16 protein-coding genes are annotated in these 16255 nt (G+C 57.2%); 6 read left to right on the forward strand and 10 right to left on the reverse strand.

Annotated elements, in window-relative coordinates; all coding sequences use genetic code 11:
* Window positions 1–324: 324 nt before the first annotated feature.
* Complete coding sequence (locus tag MHI61_RS03105) at window positions 325–2247, forward strand: DUF4236 domain-containing protein (protein WP_011427312.1); 1923 nt, start codon at window positions 325–327, stop codon at window positions 2245–2247.
* Here the strand turns inward: MHI61_RS03105 and MHI61_RS03110 are convergent.
* From MHI61_RS03110 to MHI61_RS03135, 6 genes are read right to left on the reverse strand one after another with little or no spacing between them, the layout of a single operon-like run.
* A complete protein-coding gene (locus tag MHI61_RS03110) occupies window positions 2241–2723 on the reverse strand; it encodes a hypothetical protein (protein WP_239789429.1) in 483 nt (160 codons plus the stop codon). The genes MHI61_RS03105 and MHI61_RS03110 overlap by 7 nt on opposite strands.
* 59 nt (window positions 2724–2782) lie before the next feature.
* Complete coding sequence (locus MHI61_RS03115) at window positions 2783–3400, reverse strand: hypothetical protein (RefSeq protein ID WP_239789430.1); 618 nt, start codon at window positions 3398–3400, stop codon at window positions 2783–2785.
* A gap of 24 nt (window positions 3401–3424) precedes the next feature.
* Window positions 3425–4078 carry a His-Xaa-Ser repeat protein HxsA gene (gene hxsA, locus MHI61_RS03120; protein ID WP_011427310.1) on the reverse strand — a complete coding sequence of 218 codons (654 nt, stop codon included), beginning with the start codon at window positions 4076–4078 and terminating at the stop codon, window positions 3425–3427.
* Complete coding sequence (gene hxsC, locus MHI61_RS03125) at window positions 4075–5157, reverse strand: His-Xaa-Ser system radical SAM maturase HxsC (protein ID WP_011427309.1); 1083 nt, start codon at window positions 5155–5157, stop codon at window positions 4075–4077. The genes hxsA and hxsC overlap by 4 nt, the downstream gene beginning before the upstream one ends.
* Window positions 5154–6560, reverse strand: a complete 1407-nt coding sequence (hxsB, locus tag MHI61_RS03130) for a His-Xaa-Ser system radical SAM maturase HxsB (protein WP_011427308.1) — start codon at window positions 6558–6560, stop codon at window positions 5154–5156. Before hxsB ends, hxsC begins: the two co-directional genes overlap by 4 nt.
* The gene (locus MHI61_RS03135; RefSeq protein WP_063503094.1) at window positions 6557–6844 is read right to left on the reverse strand and encodes a hypothetical protein; all 288 of its coding nucleotides are present in this window, start codon (window positions 6842–6844) and stop codon (window positions 6557–6559) included. Before MHI61_RS03135 ends, hxsB begins: the two co-directional genes overlap by 4 nt.
* A 548-nt stretch (window positions 6845–7392) precedes the next feature.
* Here MHI61_RS03135 and MHI61_RS03140 point away from each other — a divergent pair.
* Window positions 7393–8541 carry a site-specific integrase gene (locus tag MHI61_RS03140; protein ID WP_042119575.1) on the forward strand — a complete coding sequence of 383 codons (1149 nt, stop codon included), beginning with the start codon at window positions 7393–7395 and terminating at the stop codon, window positions 8539–8541.
* Window positions 8542–8621: 80 nt separating this feature from the next.
* Here the strand turns inward: MHI61_RS03140 and MHI61_RS03145 are convergent, their stop codons facing one another.
* The 4 genes from MHI61_RS03145 to repA form a co-directional block, all read right to left on the reverse strand.
* Window positions 8622–9578: a hypothetical protein gene (locus tag MHI61_RS03145; protein ID WP_011427306.1), complete on the reverse strand. Its 957-nt coding sequence runs from the start codon at window positions 9576–9578 to the stop codon at window positions 8622–8624.
* Window positions 9579–9879: 301 nt separating this feature from the next.
* Window positions 9880–11091, reverse strand: coding sequence for a plasmid replication protein RepC (repC, locus tag MHI61_RS03150; RefSeq protein WP_011427466.1), 1212 nt, complete (start codon window positions 11089–11091; stop codon window positions 9880–9882).
* A gap of 187 nt (window positions 11092–11278) precedes the next feature.
* Complete coding sequence (gene repB, locus MHI61_RS03155) at window positions 11279–12286, reverse strand: plasmid partitioning protein RepB (RefSeq protein ID WP_011427465.1); 1008 nt, start codon at window positions 12284–12286, stop codon at window positions 11279–11281.
* Window positions 12287–12386: 100 nt separating this feature from the next.
* Entirely contained in the window at window positions 12387–13619 is a 1233-nt protein-coding gene (gene repA / locus MHI61_RS03160; protein ID WP_032490543.1) for a plasmid partitioning protein RepA, read from the reverse strand.
* Window positions 13620–13977: 358 nt separating this feature from the next.
* Here repA and MHI61_RS03165 point away from each other — a divergent pair, with 358 nt between their 5' ends.
* Genes MHI61_RS03165 through MHI61_RS03180 form a run of 4 tightly spaced genes read left to right on the forward strand, consistent with a single transcriptional unit; the run spans window position 13978 to window position 16254 of the window.
* The gene (locus MHI61_RS03165) at window positions 13978–14601 is read left to right on the forward strand and encodes an acyl-homoserine-lactone synthase (protein ID WP_011427463.1); all 624 of its coding nucleotides are present in this window, start codon (window positions 13978–13980) and stop codon (window positions 14599–14601) included.
* Between the two features lie 10 nt (window positions 14602–14611).
* Entirely contained in the window at window positions 14612–15589 is a 978-nt protein-coding gene (trbB, locus tag MHI61_RS03170; protein ID WP_011427462.1) for a P-type conjugative transfer ATPase TrbB, read from the forward strand.
* Window positions 15579–15962 carry a TrbC/VirB2 family protein gene (locus MHI61_RS03175; protein ID WP_011427461.1) on the forward strand — a complete coding sequence of 128 codons (384 nt, stop codon included), beginning with the start codon at window positions 15579–15581 and terminating at the stop codon, window positions 15960–15962. Before trbB ends, MHI61_RS03175 begins: the two co-directional genes overlap by 11 nt.
* Window positions 15955–16254 (forward strand): conjugal transfer protein TrbD, encoded by a 300-nt coding sequence (locus MHI61_RS03180; protein WP_011427460.1) that lies wholly within the window; start codon window positions 15955–15957, stop codon window positions 16252–16254. The genes MHI61_RS03175 and MHI61_RS03180 overlap by 8 nt, the downstream gene beginning before the upstream one ends.
* Window position 16255: the final 1 nt, after the last annotated feature.

Here is a 16255-nt window from a genome sequence, read left to right on the forward strand (position 1 = left end):
CCTATCAGCAAGCGGCTGTTGTTGTCGACATACCCCCGCGCGATGAATTCCACGGTCACCGTCCCGCGCGGCTGCCGACTTCGTCGATCAGAAGCTCGATCCCGACCACCTTGCCCTTAGGATAGTTCCTTGGAAAACGATGATGTGTGCGAACCGGCACATCAGGCTGCGATGTTAATTTTTGTAGAATTGAACTGCCTTGCCGTTATGAGCTGTTGGCGGCTATCGATCGGGGCCGGACCTGAAAAGCCAAGTCACAAAATTCTTCGTTGCAGCCAGGAATCTGTGTAACATCCACGTTGCAATGGGACTGGGGGGCATGGGGTGCCATTCTACATACGCAAGTCAGTCAAGGCGGGACCATTCCGGTTTAATTTTTCCCAAGGAGGTATCGGCGTCTCTGTCGGCGCGAAGGGCTTAAGGGTCGGTACCGGATCTCGGGGCCACTATATCCATGCCGGACGAGGCGGACTATATTATCGAACGTCACTTGGCAATGCTGGCCAACGTCGACAGCGGGCTGTGAGCGAGCCACCGCCCGCTCAGGTCACTTTTGAAGTACCTGCGGTCAACATGATCGAGTTCGAGTCCGGTGACGTCTTGTTGATGCGCGACGAGAACTTTGACGAAGTGTTGGACGAAATCAACGCGAAGGCCAATCAATGGCGGTTGTCGGCTCTTTTCGGATGGCTCACGGCCCTCCTCGGCATCCTTGTGCTGGCGAAAGCGCCGCCAGTGGGGATTTGGGTGTTGATCGCGGCCCTTCCCGCCTGGGCGATCGGGTCATGGCTCGACTCCTACCGCCGGTCGACAGTTCTCTTCTATGATATCGATGGTCCGGTCGAGCAGGCATACAAGGAGACGATCGCGGCTTTCGATGACTTACGCTCCTGCGCCGGCAAATGGCATATCGAGGCTGGCGGTGCGATCAACGATCTAACGACCTGGAAAAGAAATGCAGGCGCATCCCACCTGGTAAAGCGAACCGCCACGAAGCTCGTCTACGCTTTACCCAAGGTTATCAAGAGCAATATAACGCCGCCCTCGATACATGTCGGCAAGCAGGTCATCTATTTCATGCCGGACGTTGCTTTGGTAGCCCACAATTCGCGCTTCGGTGCAATGTCATATTCTGATCTCCGCGCTCGCTGGCAGGCGTCACGGTTTATCGAAGATGGTCATGTCCCTCGTGACGCGAAGGTCGTCGACCACACTTGGCAGCACCCCAACAAGAATGGCGGGCCCGATCGGCGTTTTCGGAATAACCGCCAACTGCCTGTCTGTCTGTACGACACCCTTCATCTGCAAAGCGACAGCGGTCTCAACGAGGTACTGGAATTTTCGCAAGTGGGAAAGCTGGCTAGCTTTGTTGCCGGTTTCCAAGCTTTAGCGAGGGCAAAGATCGAGGCCTCACAAGCACCGAAGACGATCCCATCGACCGCAACGCCAGTATCGCCACCAGTGGCACTAAGTTCGCCTCTGCCGGATACACAGAGACGAAAGAGCGCTGTGCCTGCTATGGCCCTCATCATTGGCGGCATCTTTGGGCTTCCTATTGCTATCGCCGCACTCCAAAACGCGGAGAAATCGGCTAGGCCCGCCACAACGCAAGCCGCTGTTCCCACCGGTTCGGGGCAAGTTGCGTCGTCATCGTCAACGCCGGGAAGGCCCGCGGCCTCTGCGGCCGGTTCAGCACAGGTGGCATCATCACCGTCGACGATGGCCCCTGCCACAACCTCTTTTGGCTCCGCCTCGGAAACCAGCAACCTGGCACCCCCCATCCAGGCACCGAACGTTGACGCAACGGCGACAGCAGATGGTCAGATATCTTCGACACCTGCCGCCCTTCGGGCTGATCAGGAGCCCGCACCCGATCCTGCGATCTTTGAGACGCTCGCGGCGGCCGCGACTGCGCCCGCCGCGTCTACGGCAGTTGCGACATCAGAGCCGCCTGTCACGCCTTACATCGCCCCACCGGAACCGAAGTTCGCCTACATGAAGCAGCCCTTCCAGCTGAGGGATGGACCCGGTGCAAAATACATCCCCGTCGGGGCAGTCGGCCAGAATGCTTTGCTCGCCATCCTTGAGACGGAAAGCGGATGGGTCCATGTCTCTGGTGGTCCGTCAGCGATGGGATGGGTACCGAAGGAGCTGCTTGGTCAACGTCCAGTTTCGCGTCCAGCAACCAAGCCCAAGGTGCAGAACACCTTCCAGCCCCCGCCCGCGTTTGGTGGTCGGACCTATTGAAGAGTGCACGGTCCCCAAGTCGCATCGGCTTTGCGGCACCAGCCGCTGTTGCTCAATTCCGTCAGAAGCAGTGCTTGTGAATTACAAGCGTCCTGCGCGTAGGACAACGAGCACGCAGCGTTGTCGGTCAGCCAGCGACGAATAATCCGATCTGGTCCAGCTACCGAATTATCCTTGGTCGTGATCTTACCGTTCTCCGCCAGAATTTTGTGGGTCGCGGGGTCCCATGTCATCACCGCGTTCACCGCGCCAGAGGAGGATTTTTTACGTGAGGGGCTGTAGGTATACCAATCGACCACAGCGACGACGGTACAGATATCAAAGCATGCTGCGTGTGCTGTGCCAGACCGCACGGCATAAATGCGCACAGGCCACCGTTCAGCGAACTGTTGCTTCTCATTTAGGACGTCCGCCTTCGAGCGCGGGGAGCCGTAATAGACAACGGAGTCTCCATAGTTGTTCTCGAGGAAGGACATTCCTTCGTTCGTCGACCAGGTCCGCTGTGTTTCCAGGAAAAACTGGAGCGCGGCTCCGTTCAATGCTGTCGAGGGCGCCTCGTTGGATACGGCAGTTTCTTCCGCGGTCGGTGCCACATAGGGGTAGGCTGCCCCGTCACGAGACCAAAGCCAGCCATGTCGATCAGCGACAGCACCCGTCGATCACCGTCGGCCAGACTGGTGACAAACGTGAACAAGGTGGGGTCGAGGCCCATGTCCGCAAGGTAGGCCTTGTATCTTTCGGTTCCGGTTTGCAGGCCCGAGCTTCCCGGCGAGAGAAGTGTTCGATCAACGAGCATCGAGGCGTCTTCCGCATAACGCCGCACTCCACCGGCAAAAGCGAGTAAGCATGCAGACTCGCACTTCGAACCCGAAACTTGCAGCGTCGAAATCTTCATCCGACGAATAGCCCGGCCATATCCGATCGCGGCATCTGTATCACCGCCCGGCGAATTGAACGCGATGAATTTCGGAGCGCTGTTCTTGATTTCGGCTTCGAGCTTATCAGGAAGATCGCTGGGCTCGAACGTTCCTTGAATCAACAAGATGTCGTTGTTCGCCGCTTTCACGTGGGCAAATCTGATCGCTGCGTGACTGGGGCTTGCGATTAGCGCGGCCAATGAAATCAGGCAGGAAATGAAAACAGACGAGCGCATCGCTCCCTCCCTAATCTGATCGGATCAGTTTGTTGAAATACCAAAAGCTGTGAGAACTTGAGGCGTGATCGTTCCGGTCACCTTCAGCCCATAGGCATCCTGCATTTTATTAAGTCCAACCCTCGTTGCGGCGTCGACCTGCCCTGTTATCGGGCCGCCGAAATAGCCGAAGGCAACCAGAGCGGTCTGAACCTGAATAACGATACGCCGAAATTTGTCTGAGTTGCCCGGCAACGTCTTCAGGGGCATTGGGGCTGTATTCACCGCGGAGGATTGCGGGGCAACCCCCGTCGAATAGCTGCCAGTCGAAGTCGTCGCCGGTATGTTGGGAGTCGTCGGTAGACTTCTGATGACCGGTCCCGGATTGGGCGAATAGCTCGGCGTCGGGTCGGGCTGCGTATAGGTCGTGCTGTTGTTGTAGTCGCCGCGCGGCACAACGTATCCGCCCCCAGAGCCTGACGCATGGCTCGCGTGACTAGCATGACTGCTATGACTTGCGTGGCTCGAATGTGAGCTATGACCAGCGAGGGTGTAGGCCTGCTTGACCCGCAGCCGCTCAAAGAGAGTGGGTTCTGGCTTCTTTTGGGTAAGGCCGACAAGTGGCGCTGCATCGCCTTTCGACGGCATGAACCCAGCCGCAATCAATGACGGCAACAGGTAAACCTTGCGCTTCTTCATTGTCGTGACAGTCCCCCAAATCCCTGATCAGCTTTATACCATTCAAAAAATCCACCACAAGTAGAGCGCAACGTACACTCGCCGCACTCTTCCAGGAATTTGTTCTTCCAGTCTGAAATCGTGCTTGGTGCCAAATGCCGGTACGGTGGGGGAACCGTGCAAAGCGGGAAATTATAAAGAAGAGTATGAATACCGCGCCCAATCGCGAGATTGATGGCGCTCCCCAGTTGGCCGAAATCCAGCGACGTATCCTTGAACGAATGCGCCCAATTCATTCTGCCGTAACCGATATTTTCTAGTTGCATGATGGCCCAGACATCAATGAACGGAAGCCGGGTCGAGGCGTAGTCCGCAAGCTGTGGCAACACATCCCAGTTCTGCTGAAGGACAACCGTCCGAAGCTCGACGGCCGCCCCGGCCCTCATTAGCGTCACGAAATTCTGCGACAACGTTTCAAACGCACCCCGCTTTGCAACGATGCTGTCGTGAAGTTCGGCATGAGGCGCATACAATGGAATGCCCCACAACACGCGCTCCCTTCCGACCCCATCAATTATGGCAATGTCGCCAGGTTCGAAAAACTGGCCGTTGGTCAAAACATGAAATGAGATGTCGGGTCGAGCCTTCGCGGCGACTGCGAGGAATTGAAACAGTCTTCGTTTGTGCAGCAGCGGCTCGCCGCCAGATATCGTGATGCGCGCGTTTTCCGGGGCCAAGGTGGCGGCGACTGTGAATTGGTCGAAGAGGTCGACGTGATATTTCTTCGGAGGCTGCGAGCACATCACGCAGAGCTGGTCGCATTGCTCGGTCACCAGGAAGGTGTTGTGCCTCGACCCTGCTCGCAGCAATCGATGAGCCGAGTTTCGACCAGGTACTAGAAGGAGCACGTCGCCGTCGAGATCAGTTTGGGGATCGCAGTAAACTCGAAGCGAATAGCCCGCGAGATCGAAGATTTGACTCTCGTGGTCACGATCGATCAGGACAGCATCATGCTCACTCTCCACCGTGTCGGTGCGCAGGCGAACGATACTTGGATGGTCGATTGGAACGTCATCGATCTTAAGCCGCAAATCGATCATCTGTGTATCGGAGCCAGCGAAGGATCGAACTCCGGAATTTCGGCCCATGCCGCAAGGCTCTTGTGAGCTTTTTTGTCATCCGAATAGAGCAGCTCGAATATCTTGTCGAAGATCGCGGTATGGCGTCGGCAGAAGGTAGTGTCACGCTTCGGCACGTCGATACGACCGTACCGGGAGAGGTCGTCGATCACGTCAATGCCGCAGGCCGCTTGGTATGGACAGTGGATGCAATCTGGATGGAACGAGTTAGTCGCTTCCTCATTCAGGACATCCAGCTTTGCCTGATCGATGCCATCCCAAAGATTGCCGACACTCAGGTCGATCTGCCCCACTCTCGTCACCATCCTGGCTTCGTCCGACGGATAAAACGTGCCGTCGAAATCGATGACCAGGTAGTCCTTACCGAGGATGTTCGGGTTGCGAAGGTCCACATGGTGGTTATGGCCGCCGCGCAGCACCCGGCGAAGACAATGCGTGAAGTAGAATTCCTCGACAGGGAAATCTGCTGTCCAATTGTGCTCGATCAACGCATCGATGAATCGGCCATGACAGTCGTTCCATCGCTCATCCATGCCCATTGTCCGGTATCGCTTCCGAGCGAAACCTTGATGGTTGATAGGCCGGAGGAAAATGGAACGAAAGCCGAAGTCACCGAACGTCTCAATGATCTGGTTCGGGGTTGGCAAATTGTTGACATCAAGCGTGGGCAACGCCGACACTTTACCTTGCCCTAGCCTTCCGATCCCATAGCGAAGGTTCGAAACAAACTGGTCGGTGTCACGGGATGTGATTGTCCGCTGCCGTTGGTGAGCCGAAAGTTCGCCATCAAGCGACGTACTAATCAATGTGTCCGAAGCGTCGAGAAACGCCCAGGCTTCATCGGAAACAGACTGCAGATTGGTGCAAACGGTGAAGCTTACGTCCTTGAATTTGCGCCGCGCAAACTCTCGAACCGTCTCCAGCAAATCCAATCGCAAAAGCGGTTCGCCGCCTTGAAACTCGATTTTCGCACTTGCCGTGTCCATGCCATCGAGAAAACGAAGAACCTGGGCGAGCGTGTCCTCGGTCCAGTCAAACCCACTGGTGTTTTCGTTGACCCGCGACACCTGGCAGTAGCCGCACGCCAAATTGCAGCGAAGTGTCGGCACGAGGATGACGTAGTTCAGCTCCTGCGGACGATGCAGTCGCTGTGCCCACCGATATGCAAATCCGATATATGCTGGGTCGCCGACTTCATCGAATGCATGCCCGTTCGAATGAAGAAACTCGGTGTCTGAGGCGGTCAAATTGCCACCGACGTATCGCTCGAGGAAGTTGCGATCTCCCCGAAAATACCCACCGGCGTCGTCAGCGAAGAGGTAATCAGAAGCCAACCGCGTGAATTTCAGTGGGAAGACGGTCATCGCCCGAGAACACCGCTGATGAGAGCCCGTCGAAGGGAAAGCGTCTCCGAATAGATTTTCTCACGGTAGAGGCAGTGGTGAAAATTTGCGATCAACGTGTCGATGGGCGAGGTACCGTCATCGGATAAAGTAATTTGCTTCGAGACCTCGACCCTTACCGCAGCATTCGCTGCATTGAAACGAAGGATGGCCGCAGCAAGGTAAGGTCGATGCGCTTCATCGACATCGATCAAAGTGCGTCGTTCAACTCTCTGGATCGGCGTGCTGGATTCTGTTCTTTCCATCGGACAATGGCAATCGACTTCCTCTCCGTATCACTGTAGCAACTCAGCCGCTTGATCACCAGATGGTTGTATTGCATTTTCCCGAGAATAACAGGGTGTCCATTACTCATCTTCTGGGGCCGGAGATCAATTCTGAAAGAAAGTGATCTCGATTTCCTTCCGCAGGAAGGCGGCGCTCACCGCAAAAATCATGAACCGGGAGGCGGCATAGGCCAGACGGGCCACTGGCTGAGTGCTTAGCCTCGGTCAGAATACTCTGTCGGCTCATTTCGCAGCGTGCGCTGCCGGCAAGTTAACCGAAGCTTGAGATTTTTATACGTCATTAACTATATGAATTAATGTTGTTCTTTTCCAAAACGGAAGCGACGTCAGCATTTGTTTCCGTCGTCCGTTATGGCATCGGCGCGCATGGCTAACCTCCGATAAGTACTGCTTATCGGAAGTGATTGATAAAAGCCCGCAAATCAGCGAGAACGGTGTCATTGCACGGTCAGCGCCACCGTTTTGACCGCCGCATTCCACCGATTCAGGAGCGACCTTTGGACATCATCCTTGCCCCGACCGCAGCACCGGATCCGGTGGCCCGGCGGGCCGAAGCGCTCGACACCATCGCCGCGGTGCTGCCGATCGACCGGCGCGACAAGCTCGCCGAAATCCTCACCGACCAGGACGTCGAGACGCTCAAACACCTGGTCAACGAAGGGATGGGCGCCAATACGCTGCGGGCACTGACTTCCGACCTGGCCTACCTCGAAGCCTGGTGCTTGGCGGCGACCGAAACTCCCCTGCCCTGGCCGGCGCCGGAAGCGCTGCTGCTGAAATTCGTCGCCCATCATCTCTGGGACCCGGCACGGCGCGAAACCGATCCCGAGCACGGCATGCCGACCGCAGTCGACCAGTCCTTGCGAGACGGGGGCTTCCTCCGGTCACCAGGGCCGCACGCGCCCGACACCGTGCGCCGGCGGCTGGCGAGTTGGTCGACGCTGACCAAATGGCGCGGCCTTGATGGAGCCTTCGCCTCCCCTGCCCTCAAGTCGGCGCTTCGTCTCGCCGTGCGGGCCGTCCCCCGGACGCGCCGCCGCAAGAGCGCCAAGGCGGTCACCGGCGACGTACTGGCGAAGTTGCTGGCGACCTGCGGCGAACAGAGCCTACGCGACGTTCGCGACCGGGCGATCCTGATGGTCGCCTTCGCCTCCGGCGGCCGCCGGCGCAGCGAAGTGGCCGGCCTGCGCAAGGAGCAGCTGACGATCGAGGCGCCGGTGACCGGCGACGACGGGATCGCCCTCCCCTCGCTGTCGATCCATCTCGGCCGCACCAAGAATTCCGGCGCCGGCCAGGACGAGGTCGTATACCTCACCGGCCGGCCGGTCGAGGCGCTGAACGCCTGGCTTGCGGCTGCCAAGATCGACGCTGGCAGCGTGTTTCGGGCGATCGATCGCTGGGGCCATGTTTCCAAGCGGGCGCTTGATCCGAAGGCGGTCAATGACATCGTCAAGTTGCGGGTGAAAATGGCCGGGCTGGAGGTGGGGGAGTTTTCCGCGCATGGGTTGCGGTCTGGATACCTGACCGAGGCTGCGAATCGCGGCATTCCCCTGCCCGAGGCGATGGAGCAGTCGCGACATCGGTCGTTGCAACAAGCAGCCAGTTACTACAACAGCGCCGGTCGTCGCAGCGGGCGGGCCGCACGACTTATTTAAGGATGAAAGTCCCATCTCGTCAAAAGTGACCAATGCTCCCGCGGCGCGCACCGAACGACTTAATTGTTGGTGCGTTTGAATCACCGATCTGGAAGAATGAAGATCCCGATTTTTGCGTTGTCGTCAGGTTCGTTTTCGCCAATCATTTTGTCGGCTCCGACGTTGCCATCGACGCCATGCTCTGAGCCAAAAAATGCCTTTCTCTTCTTAGCGGTTTGGAGATCGTAGAGCACGAAATGCGTCTCTGCCGGGTGAATGGTGGGAGAAGACAACGTTATGGGCATATCATCGAATGTGAACTCGGCCGCGATCTGGCAGAATTCCTTCTCGTAACAATCGAGTAGGATTTTGTGATTTGTTGAAGGAAAACTGTCCTTAAAAAGAACGTTGTATTTCGGTTTAAAATAACGAATTAAAGAGGCCTCGTATAGAGCAATTCTTTCGACAGCTGTAGTTCCGAGTATCTTCTCCTCACGAGCTCGATATTGTTTGTCGAAGGAATTCCGGTCACCGACAAATGAATTTATTTTCGTCAGAACCTCGGTAGCAGAATACACCTCGATGAGGAGGACCTGGAGCTGATATCCCTCTGGTGCACCCGTGATTGCCATTTTCTGCAGCGTCTCGTGCTTCCCCAAGCGGTCCAGCGCGGCGCGTGATCCGTCCGTTCCATAGGCTTGCCCTATATACTGAATCGAAAAGTCGGGCTTTCCAAATCGGCTGTAGAGTTGATGTGCGATCTGCGGGCTTTTCGGATCTATTGAAGCCGGGTCCATTCCCTCACGAACATCCCAGTCCAATTGGAACCCTTTGTCGAGAATTGAGAAGATTTGCCGCAGCCGAGATCCGTCAACCTGGCTTCCAAGAAAATTGATCGTCGGAAATAGACCAAGCATGTAAACGTGGCATTTGTCGAACAATTCAGCATGACGCGAGAGTTCCACCTCGTCGTATAGACTGGTCGCTGGGAAATGATAAAAGCTATGTGCATGCAGACCAAGCGTATGCGCAGCCGAGCGATCTTTACCGATGGCCAAAAGTTAATCCTCCAACCCGGTGGCGTCCTGCGGTGAAGCGTTCGTACTGCGGCCAAGTAGAGGAACAATTAACACCGCGATCAATTCAGTTCCGCTACGGGTCCCCATCAAATGCTTCTCCGTCTCCCCTGCCGCCGCCCCAGAGGTGATCACAGATCGCCGATCTTGATGCGCTCTTCCCATAGGCCCGCTCCATTTGGAAGACCGCAATATTATCCCCACGCTGCGACCTGTTGGGAGCTCCCAACAAAAGAGTTCCGTAGGCGATATCCGCGTCCAAAAACCTTGGAGAAGGCGGCGGCTACGCCGACCTCAGATTTCTGCCGCCGGACCGCATAAGGGCCATCAACATCGGGCCAAGGCTAAACTCGCCCCTTCGCGTTCGCGCGGTCAGATCGCGTAGATATCCACCGGCCGAGTTTATATGTCCGGCTCGTTCCAGAATGCACGCTATTGCGACGGCGGCATTTTCCGGCCCCATGAGCTCGCAAGCGTCCTGATATGCCGACGGCGAAACTCCAAGCATGGAACGAACCACGACAGCGGCGGCCATTAAATCGCGCCAATGCTCAATTCGCCCGCCGGGGGCGTAATCCGATATCTGCGGGCACGCCCGAGCGACCATACCAAGTGGAAATGTCCTTATCGGCTCTGCATGAAGCTTCGGCCCTTGGCTCGGCTTCCCGCCCAGCTCGTTTCCAGAGCTAGGTTCAAGTTCATTAATGGAGTCAGTATTTGAATTCTGTATGTGCTGACGGATTTCGTCAGCATTGGCGTCGGATTCTTGCGAAATAAGCTGATCTTCCAACAAGTTGACAATGCCTTCTCGCAACAGTGTCAGTTCTTCGAGGATCTCCCCAAGGGCTGTGGGCGTCTTCGCGGTTCGAAGACTGCTAATCATAGCAACAAAACCGTCCTCAATGCTCTGCCAGTCGCCCGAAGCGCCCTCCTCGATCGCGGCGGAAATGAGCTTTCGTATATCCCGGCGCGCGATGGTGATCTTCTCCTTGATCACCTTCAAGCGTCGGTTTTCTTCAGCAACTTGATGAGCCATGAGCGCCAGTTCTTCGGATCGAGCGAGCAGCGGCGCTAGGTTGAAGCCGTAAGCGGTTTCAATAGACCCGTCTCGACCCTTTCGGGCATAGCGCTTGCCGTTCGGACTATCGTTCCGATGGATCAAACCAGCCTGGACGAGAAGCGCCAGATTCTCCCGAAGCGTCGTGCCGGCGATGCCGTTGGCACGGGCAGATAGCTGCGCGTTCGATGGAAACACGATGAGGTTGGCGCTCTCGATCAGATCGGTTTCAGGATAGAACGACAGAAGTGCATTGAGTACTGCGAGCGCCCGATCGCGCAGCCCGAGAAGGGAACGCGCGTCACAGGCGTCACGGTAGATCTTCCACTTATCGGCCGATTTGCCCTTTTTGATGCCTGCGGACTCGAATTGGGTCTTCACCAAGGCAAGCGTCATCGGCCGCCGCCCAAAGGGCGTCGCTATATGTTCAGTCTGCATTTTCCTCTACCTTTCGAAAGGCAACAGAAAAACGCCCACCAAAACGATGCCAAAGACTCTTGACGTGGATTCCGGGAAATGCGATTCTCTTAGGTGCGAACTAATTGAGAAGGGCTTCCGGGATCTGTTTCGGGGGCCTTTTTCTTTGCCGTGTGAGTGCGGTCTAGCCACCTATCACAGGCTTAGTTCATCGCTCATCTCCATCACCGTTGAGTTCCTGAAATTCCTTGTAAAGCTGGTCCAGCTTTGCCGAAACAAACTGTCCAAACGCTGGGACGACTTTCTCTTCGAAAGTAATTGACGTCTTTCCTTCACGCGCCTCGACGCGGGCAGCCCGTTTCCCAAGAGGGGTCTTCCAAACGTCCGTCCTATTGGCGCGCGATTTCTTGCTCGGCTCGCTAAGGGCACGCAACAGTGCGTCTAACCGCGCGTCGCTTTGAAGTCTGTTCTCCGCGAAACCAGCTACCAGTTCATGCGCAGTCGCAAGTTTAGCTGGGGAGGAGAGGTGTTCGACAAGGGTCATCCAACGCGCGCGTCCGGCTTTCGGCGCTGGGCCAATCAATTTGACCAACTCCTCCGGTACCTGTCGGGCGACAGCCACATAGCGGCTCACGTCCGCTTTGTCCGAGACAAGCGCCGCAATGATCGTCGGACGATCACATCCGTCGTCTTCAAGGTTCTTTGCAAAGAACGCTTTTTCGATGAAAGATAGGTCTTTACGATCGAGGTTTTCGCGGCCCTGGGCGATATAGAGCTGGCTATCCGAGAGGTTGCGGACGATCGCACGAACCGGGCGGCCGAGTTTCTCGGCCGCCTTTACGCGCCGACGACCGTAAGCGATCTGGAATCGCCCCGAGGCTTGCGGGTTCGGTCGCACGAGGATCGGCACTTGCTGTCCGTGTTCGGCGATACTTTCGACCAGAGCGTCGAACGCGGGGTCTACATCGATCGGAATTCGGTCGACGATTTTCGACGTGTCGATAGAAGCCGTTTCGATGGAGATGACTGCCTCACCTTCGGCGAGCTGCTGCTGTAGCTTGCTCGCCTGTTTCGCATTCTCAGCCATCTCATGCAGGGACGAGCCCATGGCCGAGATTGCGCCGGTGCGCACACGGTCGGATGACTTTGAGGCTGATGAAGCCGTCGCAACGGGCTTCTTCAGGAAGAGGGAGTCGATTGAATCCTTCCTGCTCACATTACCTCTCCTGCTGTCTTTGCGCTCGAAACTTCGGCACTGTTGGGAGCTCCCAACAACTGGCGAGCCTGCCGGCGTTTTGCGATTTGGTGAAGGTCCGTCACGCTCGACCCCATGCCTGCTTGATAAGGGTTTCGACCTCGGAATTTACCGCGTCGAGCGCTTCCATGGCCCGGTCATAGGTGGATCGGGTCAGGTTCTCGCGTCCGATCTCATAGAGCGTTTGCTTCGTGAGTCCGGCATCTGATACGGCTGCGGATTTGACCATCGGGTTCGTCAGGACGTGATCGTCAAATAGGTTACGGAGGAGGGCAGCTACTTTCGTTTGCGGGGCGTCCTGCGGCTCGAATCGCGTTAGAAGATAGCGAATGAAATCGTACTTGAGGTCGCCGCCGGCATCGCGAACGACACCAAGGAGGTCGCGGGTCATCAACAGAAATTGGCTCATCGACGAGATATCAAGCATCTGCGGGTGCACGGTTACAATCATCGCGGTCGCAGCGCATAATCCGCTCAAGGTAAGAAAGCCGAGCTGCGGCGGGCAATCGATCACGACGACGTCGTAATTATCGGCGACTTCATCGATTGCTGCTGCGACGCGCGCAAAGAAAAGAGTTTCACCGACAGCGCCAGCGCTCAGCGCCTTGGGTGTGGTATGCTCGAACTCCATGAGCTCCAGGTTGCCCGGCACGAGATCGAGGCCGTCAAAATATGTCGAACGGATAACCTCCGAGAGATTGCGGCGCTCGCTATCATATCGGATTGCAGCATAGAGGGTCTGGTTGGACGCAACGTCGAGTTCAGGGAGAACGCCGAGCAGGGCGGACAAGCTCGCTTGGGGATCGAGATCTACCGCAAGAACGCGATAACCCTGCAGCGCGAGGTACTGTGCAAGATGAGCAGAGGTGGTCGTCTTGCCTGACCCGCCTTTGAAATTCGTTACGGCGAGGACCTGAAGATGCTCGCCGGGACGGCGATGAGGAACGAACTCGATGCTTTCGCGGCCGCGGGTCGATTGTGCCAGCAGTCGTCGGATTTGATTGATGTCGGACAAGGTATAGAGCCGCCGACCGTTGCTGGTCGTTTCAGGCTGCGGGCCTTCGCCCGCCAGCGTCATCTTTCTTAGCGTGGAATCAGACACACCCATCAACCGGGCGGCTTCGCCGGAGGTGAACTTTCGCAGGATCTTCTGAGAGGAGGGCGGAAAGAGTGCTTCGCTCATCGACTGAAGCTGCGAGCTCAGCAAATCGGCCTGCTCACCAATGGTTTCATCGACGCTGGGCAAAGCCTTGCGGTTCGGGTTTGTCGCCACGCTCACGTTAGAATCTCTCATCACGGTTTTTTTGCCAGAACGGCAGATTTACCGTGACGATACGCAAAAGCCATTCGTTGGCAAGGACTTAATGGTTAACAGCCGGTTAACGCAACGAAGGCGAAAACTCAAGGCCAAGCCTATTTGTCCTTGAATATTCGCCGGTTAGCAAGCATTCTATTCCGGCGCGTTCACTATCCGTTTTACTGTGAATCCTGCAAGTCCGCCTCATCGTTTTGGGCGCAAAAGTAGCCGCGTTCGCCAACCTGGAGGCTTTCGCGGCGCGACTCACTCGTCGTGAGCTTGTAGGATTCTACAACTGCATCCCAATTCTAAATCGTGCTCATTTCCCCGCCGACCACAAACGACGGAGAAATTCATGCAAGTTGTCGCGTTCTCAACGCCTCGAACGATCGAAGAGGCACATCTCCTCCATAGTCACCACCAGCTTCGCGCACGTGTCTTCTCCGCTCGATTGGGTTGGGAAGTCGACGTTACGGCGGGATGCGAGTCGGATAATTTTGACGCGCTTCGGCCGACCTACGTTCTTGCCATCGCAGGGACTGGCCAACTGGCGGGGTGCGCGAGGCTTCTTCCCGCACTCGGCCCCACTATGGTGACCGACGTTTTCCCGGCGCTGCTCCCCGAGGGCCAACTCAATGCTCATGCCGCGATGATCGAGAGTTCGCGTTTCTGCATTGACACTTCCCTCGGAGAGGGCAGGGGAGTCGGCTCAGTGCATGAAGCGACGCTGACCATGTTCGCAGGCATCATCGAATGGTGCATGTCGAATGGCTACACCGACATCGTCACCGTGACCGATCTCCGCTTCGAGCGGATTCTCGCCCGCGTCGGTTGGCCGCTGCAGCGATTGGGCGAGCCCAAGAAGATCGGCGTGACGATGGCCGTCGCTGGCATCCTGCCCGTGAATGCCAGCATGTTCCTACGTCTGCGACCCTCCGACTATCGATCCGAACTCAGCTCCGTCAGTAAAGCAGCGTAAGGAGACAGCCGTGAACCAGCTTCGCTCCCATCCCCGACTTGTCCGAAAACTTCAGGAGGCTCTCGGCGATCAGCTTTGCGTCGCGTTGGACGACTCAACCGTCGTTGAAATCATGCTCAATCCCGATGGCAAGCTATTCATTGAACGGCTGGGGCATGGCGTGGCGCCAGCCGGCGAAATGTCTTCAGCGGCTGCGGAAATGGTGATCGGAACCGTGGCACATGCACTCCAGTCGGAGGTCGACACCGAGCAGCCGATCATCTCAGGGGAATTGCCGATCGGAGGTCATCGCTTCGAAGGATTGTTGCCTCCGGTCGTCGCCAAACCGGCCTTCACCATCAGGCGGCGTGCCTTGCGCCTGATCCCGCTCGACGATTATGTGCGGTCTGCCATGATGACCGAACACCAGGCTTCGACCATCCGCAGCGCGATTTCGTCGCGGCTCAATATCATCATCTCCGGGGGCACAGGATCAGGCAAGACGACGCTCGCCAACGCCGTTATCGCTGAAATCGTCAAGTCGGCCCCTGAAGACCGTCTGGTCATTCTGGAGGACACCGCCGAGATTCAATGCGCCGCCGACAACGCCGTGCTTCTCCACACCAGCGATACAGTCGACATGGCGCGACTGTTGAAGAGCACCATGCGCCTGCGTCCGGATCGGATCGTGGTCGGCGAGGTCCGCGACGGGGCTGCGCTCACGTTGCTGAAGGCATGGAACACCGGTCATCCAGGAGGCGTGGCAACCATCCATTCCAACACTGCAATGTCGGCGCTTCGCCGCCTTGAGCAACTGACCGCCGAAGCCAGCCAACAGCCGATGCACGAAGTGATCGGTGAAGCGGTCGATCTCATCGTCTCGATTGAACGGACGCCGCGCGGGCGGCGTGTTCGCGACGTCATCCAGGTCGAGCGCTTCGCAGGCGGCCAATACGAGATCGAATCCGACCAGCTTACAGAAGAACAGGAGGCGCGCCATGTCGCGTAGGAACGCAGTCGTAGCCGCGGTACTCCTCGCGGCACCCATCGTCCTTGCCTCGGTCGCGCCGGCGCTCGCCAGTTCCGGCGGCAGTCTTCCCTGGGAAGGACCGCTGCAGCAGATCCAGGAGTCGATCACCGGTCCGGTCGCGGGTGCCATTGCCCTTGCAGCGGTCGCAATCGCCGGCGGTATGCTGATCTTTGGCGGCGAGCTGAACGATTTCGCGCGGCGGCTCATGTACATCGTGCTCGTCGCCGGCATCCTACTTGGGGCCACCAACATCGTCGGCCTATTCGGCGCGACGGGAGCTTCCATCGGAACTCCAGACGAGCAAACCACCTCAATCGGTCAAAGCGAAACAGGGGAGGGGGCTCATGGCTGAGTCCCTGTCCGGGCTGCAACGCAACCGCATCCACCGTGCGCTGTCGCGGCCGAACCTCCTGATGGGCGCGGACCGGGAACTGGTGCTGATCACCGGCCTTGCCGCAGTCATTCTGATCTTCGTCGTCCTCACGGTCTATTCCGCGCTCTTCGGCGTTGCCGTCTGGATCGTCATCGTCGGGCTTTTGAGGATGATGGCCAAGGCCGATCCGCTGATGCGACAGGTTTATGTCCGCCATATCTCCTACAAGCATTACTACAAGGCGACCTCCTCGCCGTGGCGCCGGTATTGAG

Origin of the sequence: Rhizobium sp. K102 (genome assembly GCF_022385315.1) — a bacterium.
Taxonomy (GTDB): domain Bacteria; phylum Pseudomonadota; class Alphaproteobacteria; order Rhizobiales; family Rhizobiaceae; genus Rhizobium; species Rhizobium croatiense.

Coding starts and splice junctions, on each gene's coding strand:
- MHI61_RS03110 (WP_239789429.1), bottom strand. CDS start 2,723: ATGTCCTTCCTCGAGAACAACTATGGAGACTCCGTTGTCTATTACGGC.
- MHI61_RS03115 (WP_239789430.1), bottom strand. CDS start 3,400: ATGCGCTCGTCTGTTTTCATTTCCTGCCTGATTTCATTGGCCGCGCTA.
- hxsA (WP_011427310.1), bottom strand. CDS start 4,078: ATGAAGAAGCGCAAGGTTTACCTGTTGCCGTCATTGATTGCGGCTGGG.
- hxsC (WP_011427309.1), bottom strand. CDS start 5,157: ATGATCGATTTGCGGCTTAAGATCGATGACGTTCCAATCGACCATCCA.
- hxsB (WP_011427308.1), bottom strand. CDS start 6,560: ATGACCGTCTTCCCACTGAAATTCACGCGGTTGGCTTCTGATTACCTC.
- MHI61_RS03135 (WP_063503094.1), bottom strand. CDS start 6,844: ATGGAAAGAACAGAATCCAGCACGCCGATCCAGAGAGTTGAACGACGC.
- repC (WP_011427466.1), bottom strand. CDS start 11,091: ATGCAGACTGAACATATAGCGACGCCCTTTGGGCGGCGGCCGATGACG.
- repA (WP_032490543.1), bottom strand. CDS start 13,619: ATGAGAGATTCTAACGTGAGCGTGGCGACAAACCCGAACCGCAAGGCT.
- MHI61_RS03165 (WP_011427463.1), top strand. CDS start 13,978: ATGCAAGTTGTCGCGTTCTCAACGCCTCGAACGATCGAAGAGGCACAT.
- MHI61_RS03175 (WP_011427461.1), top strand. CDS start 15,579: ATGTCGCGTAGGAACGCAGTCGTAGCCGCGGTACTCCTCGCGGCACCC.
- MHI61_RS03180 (WP_011427460.1), top strand. CDS start 15,955: ATGGCTGAGTCCCTGTCCGGGCTGCAACGCAACCGCATCCACCGTGCG.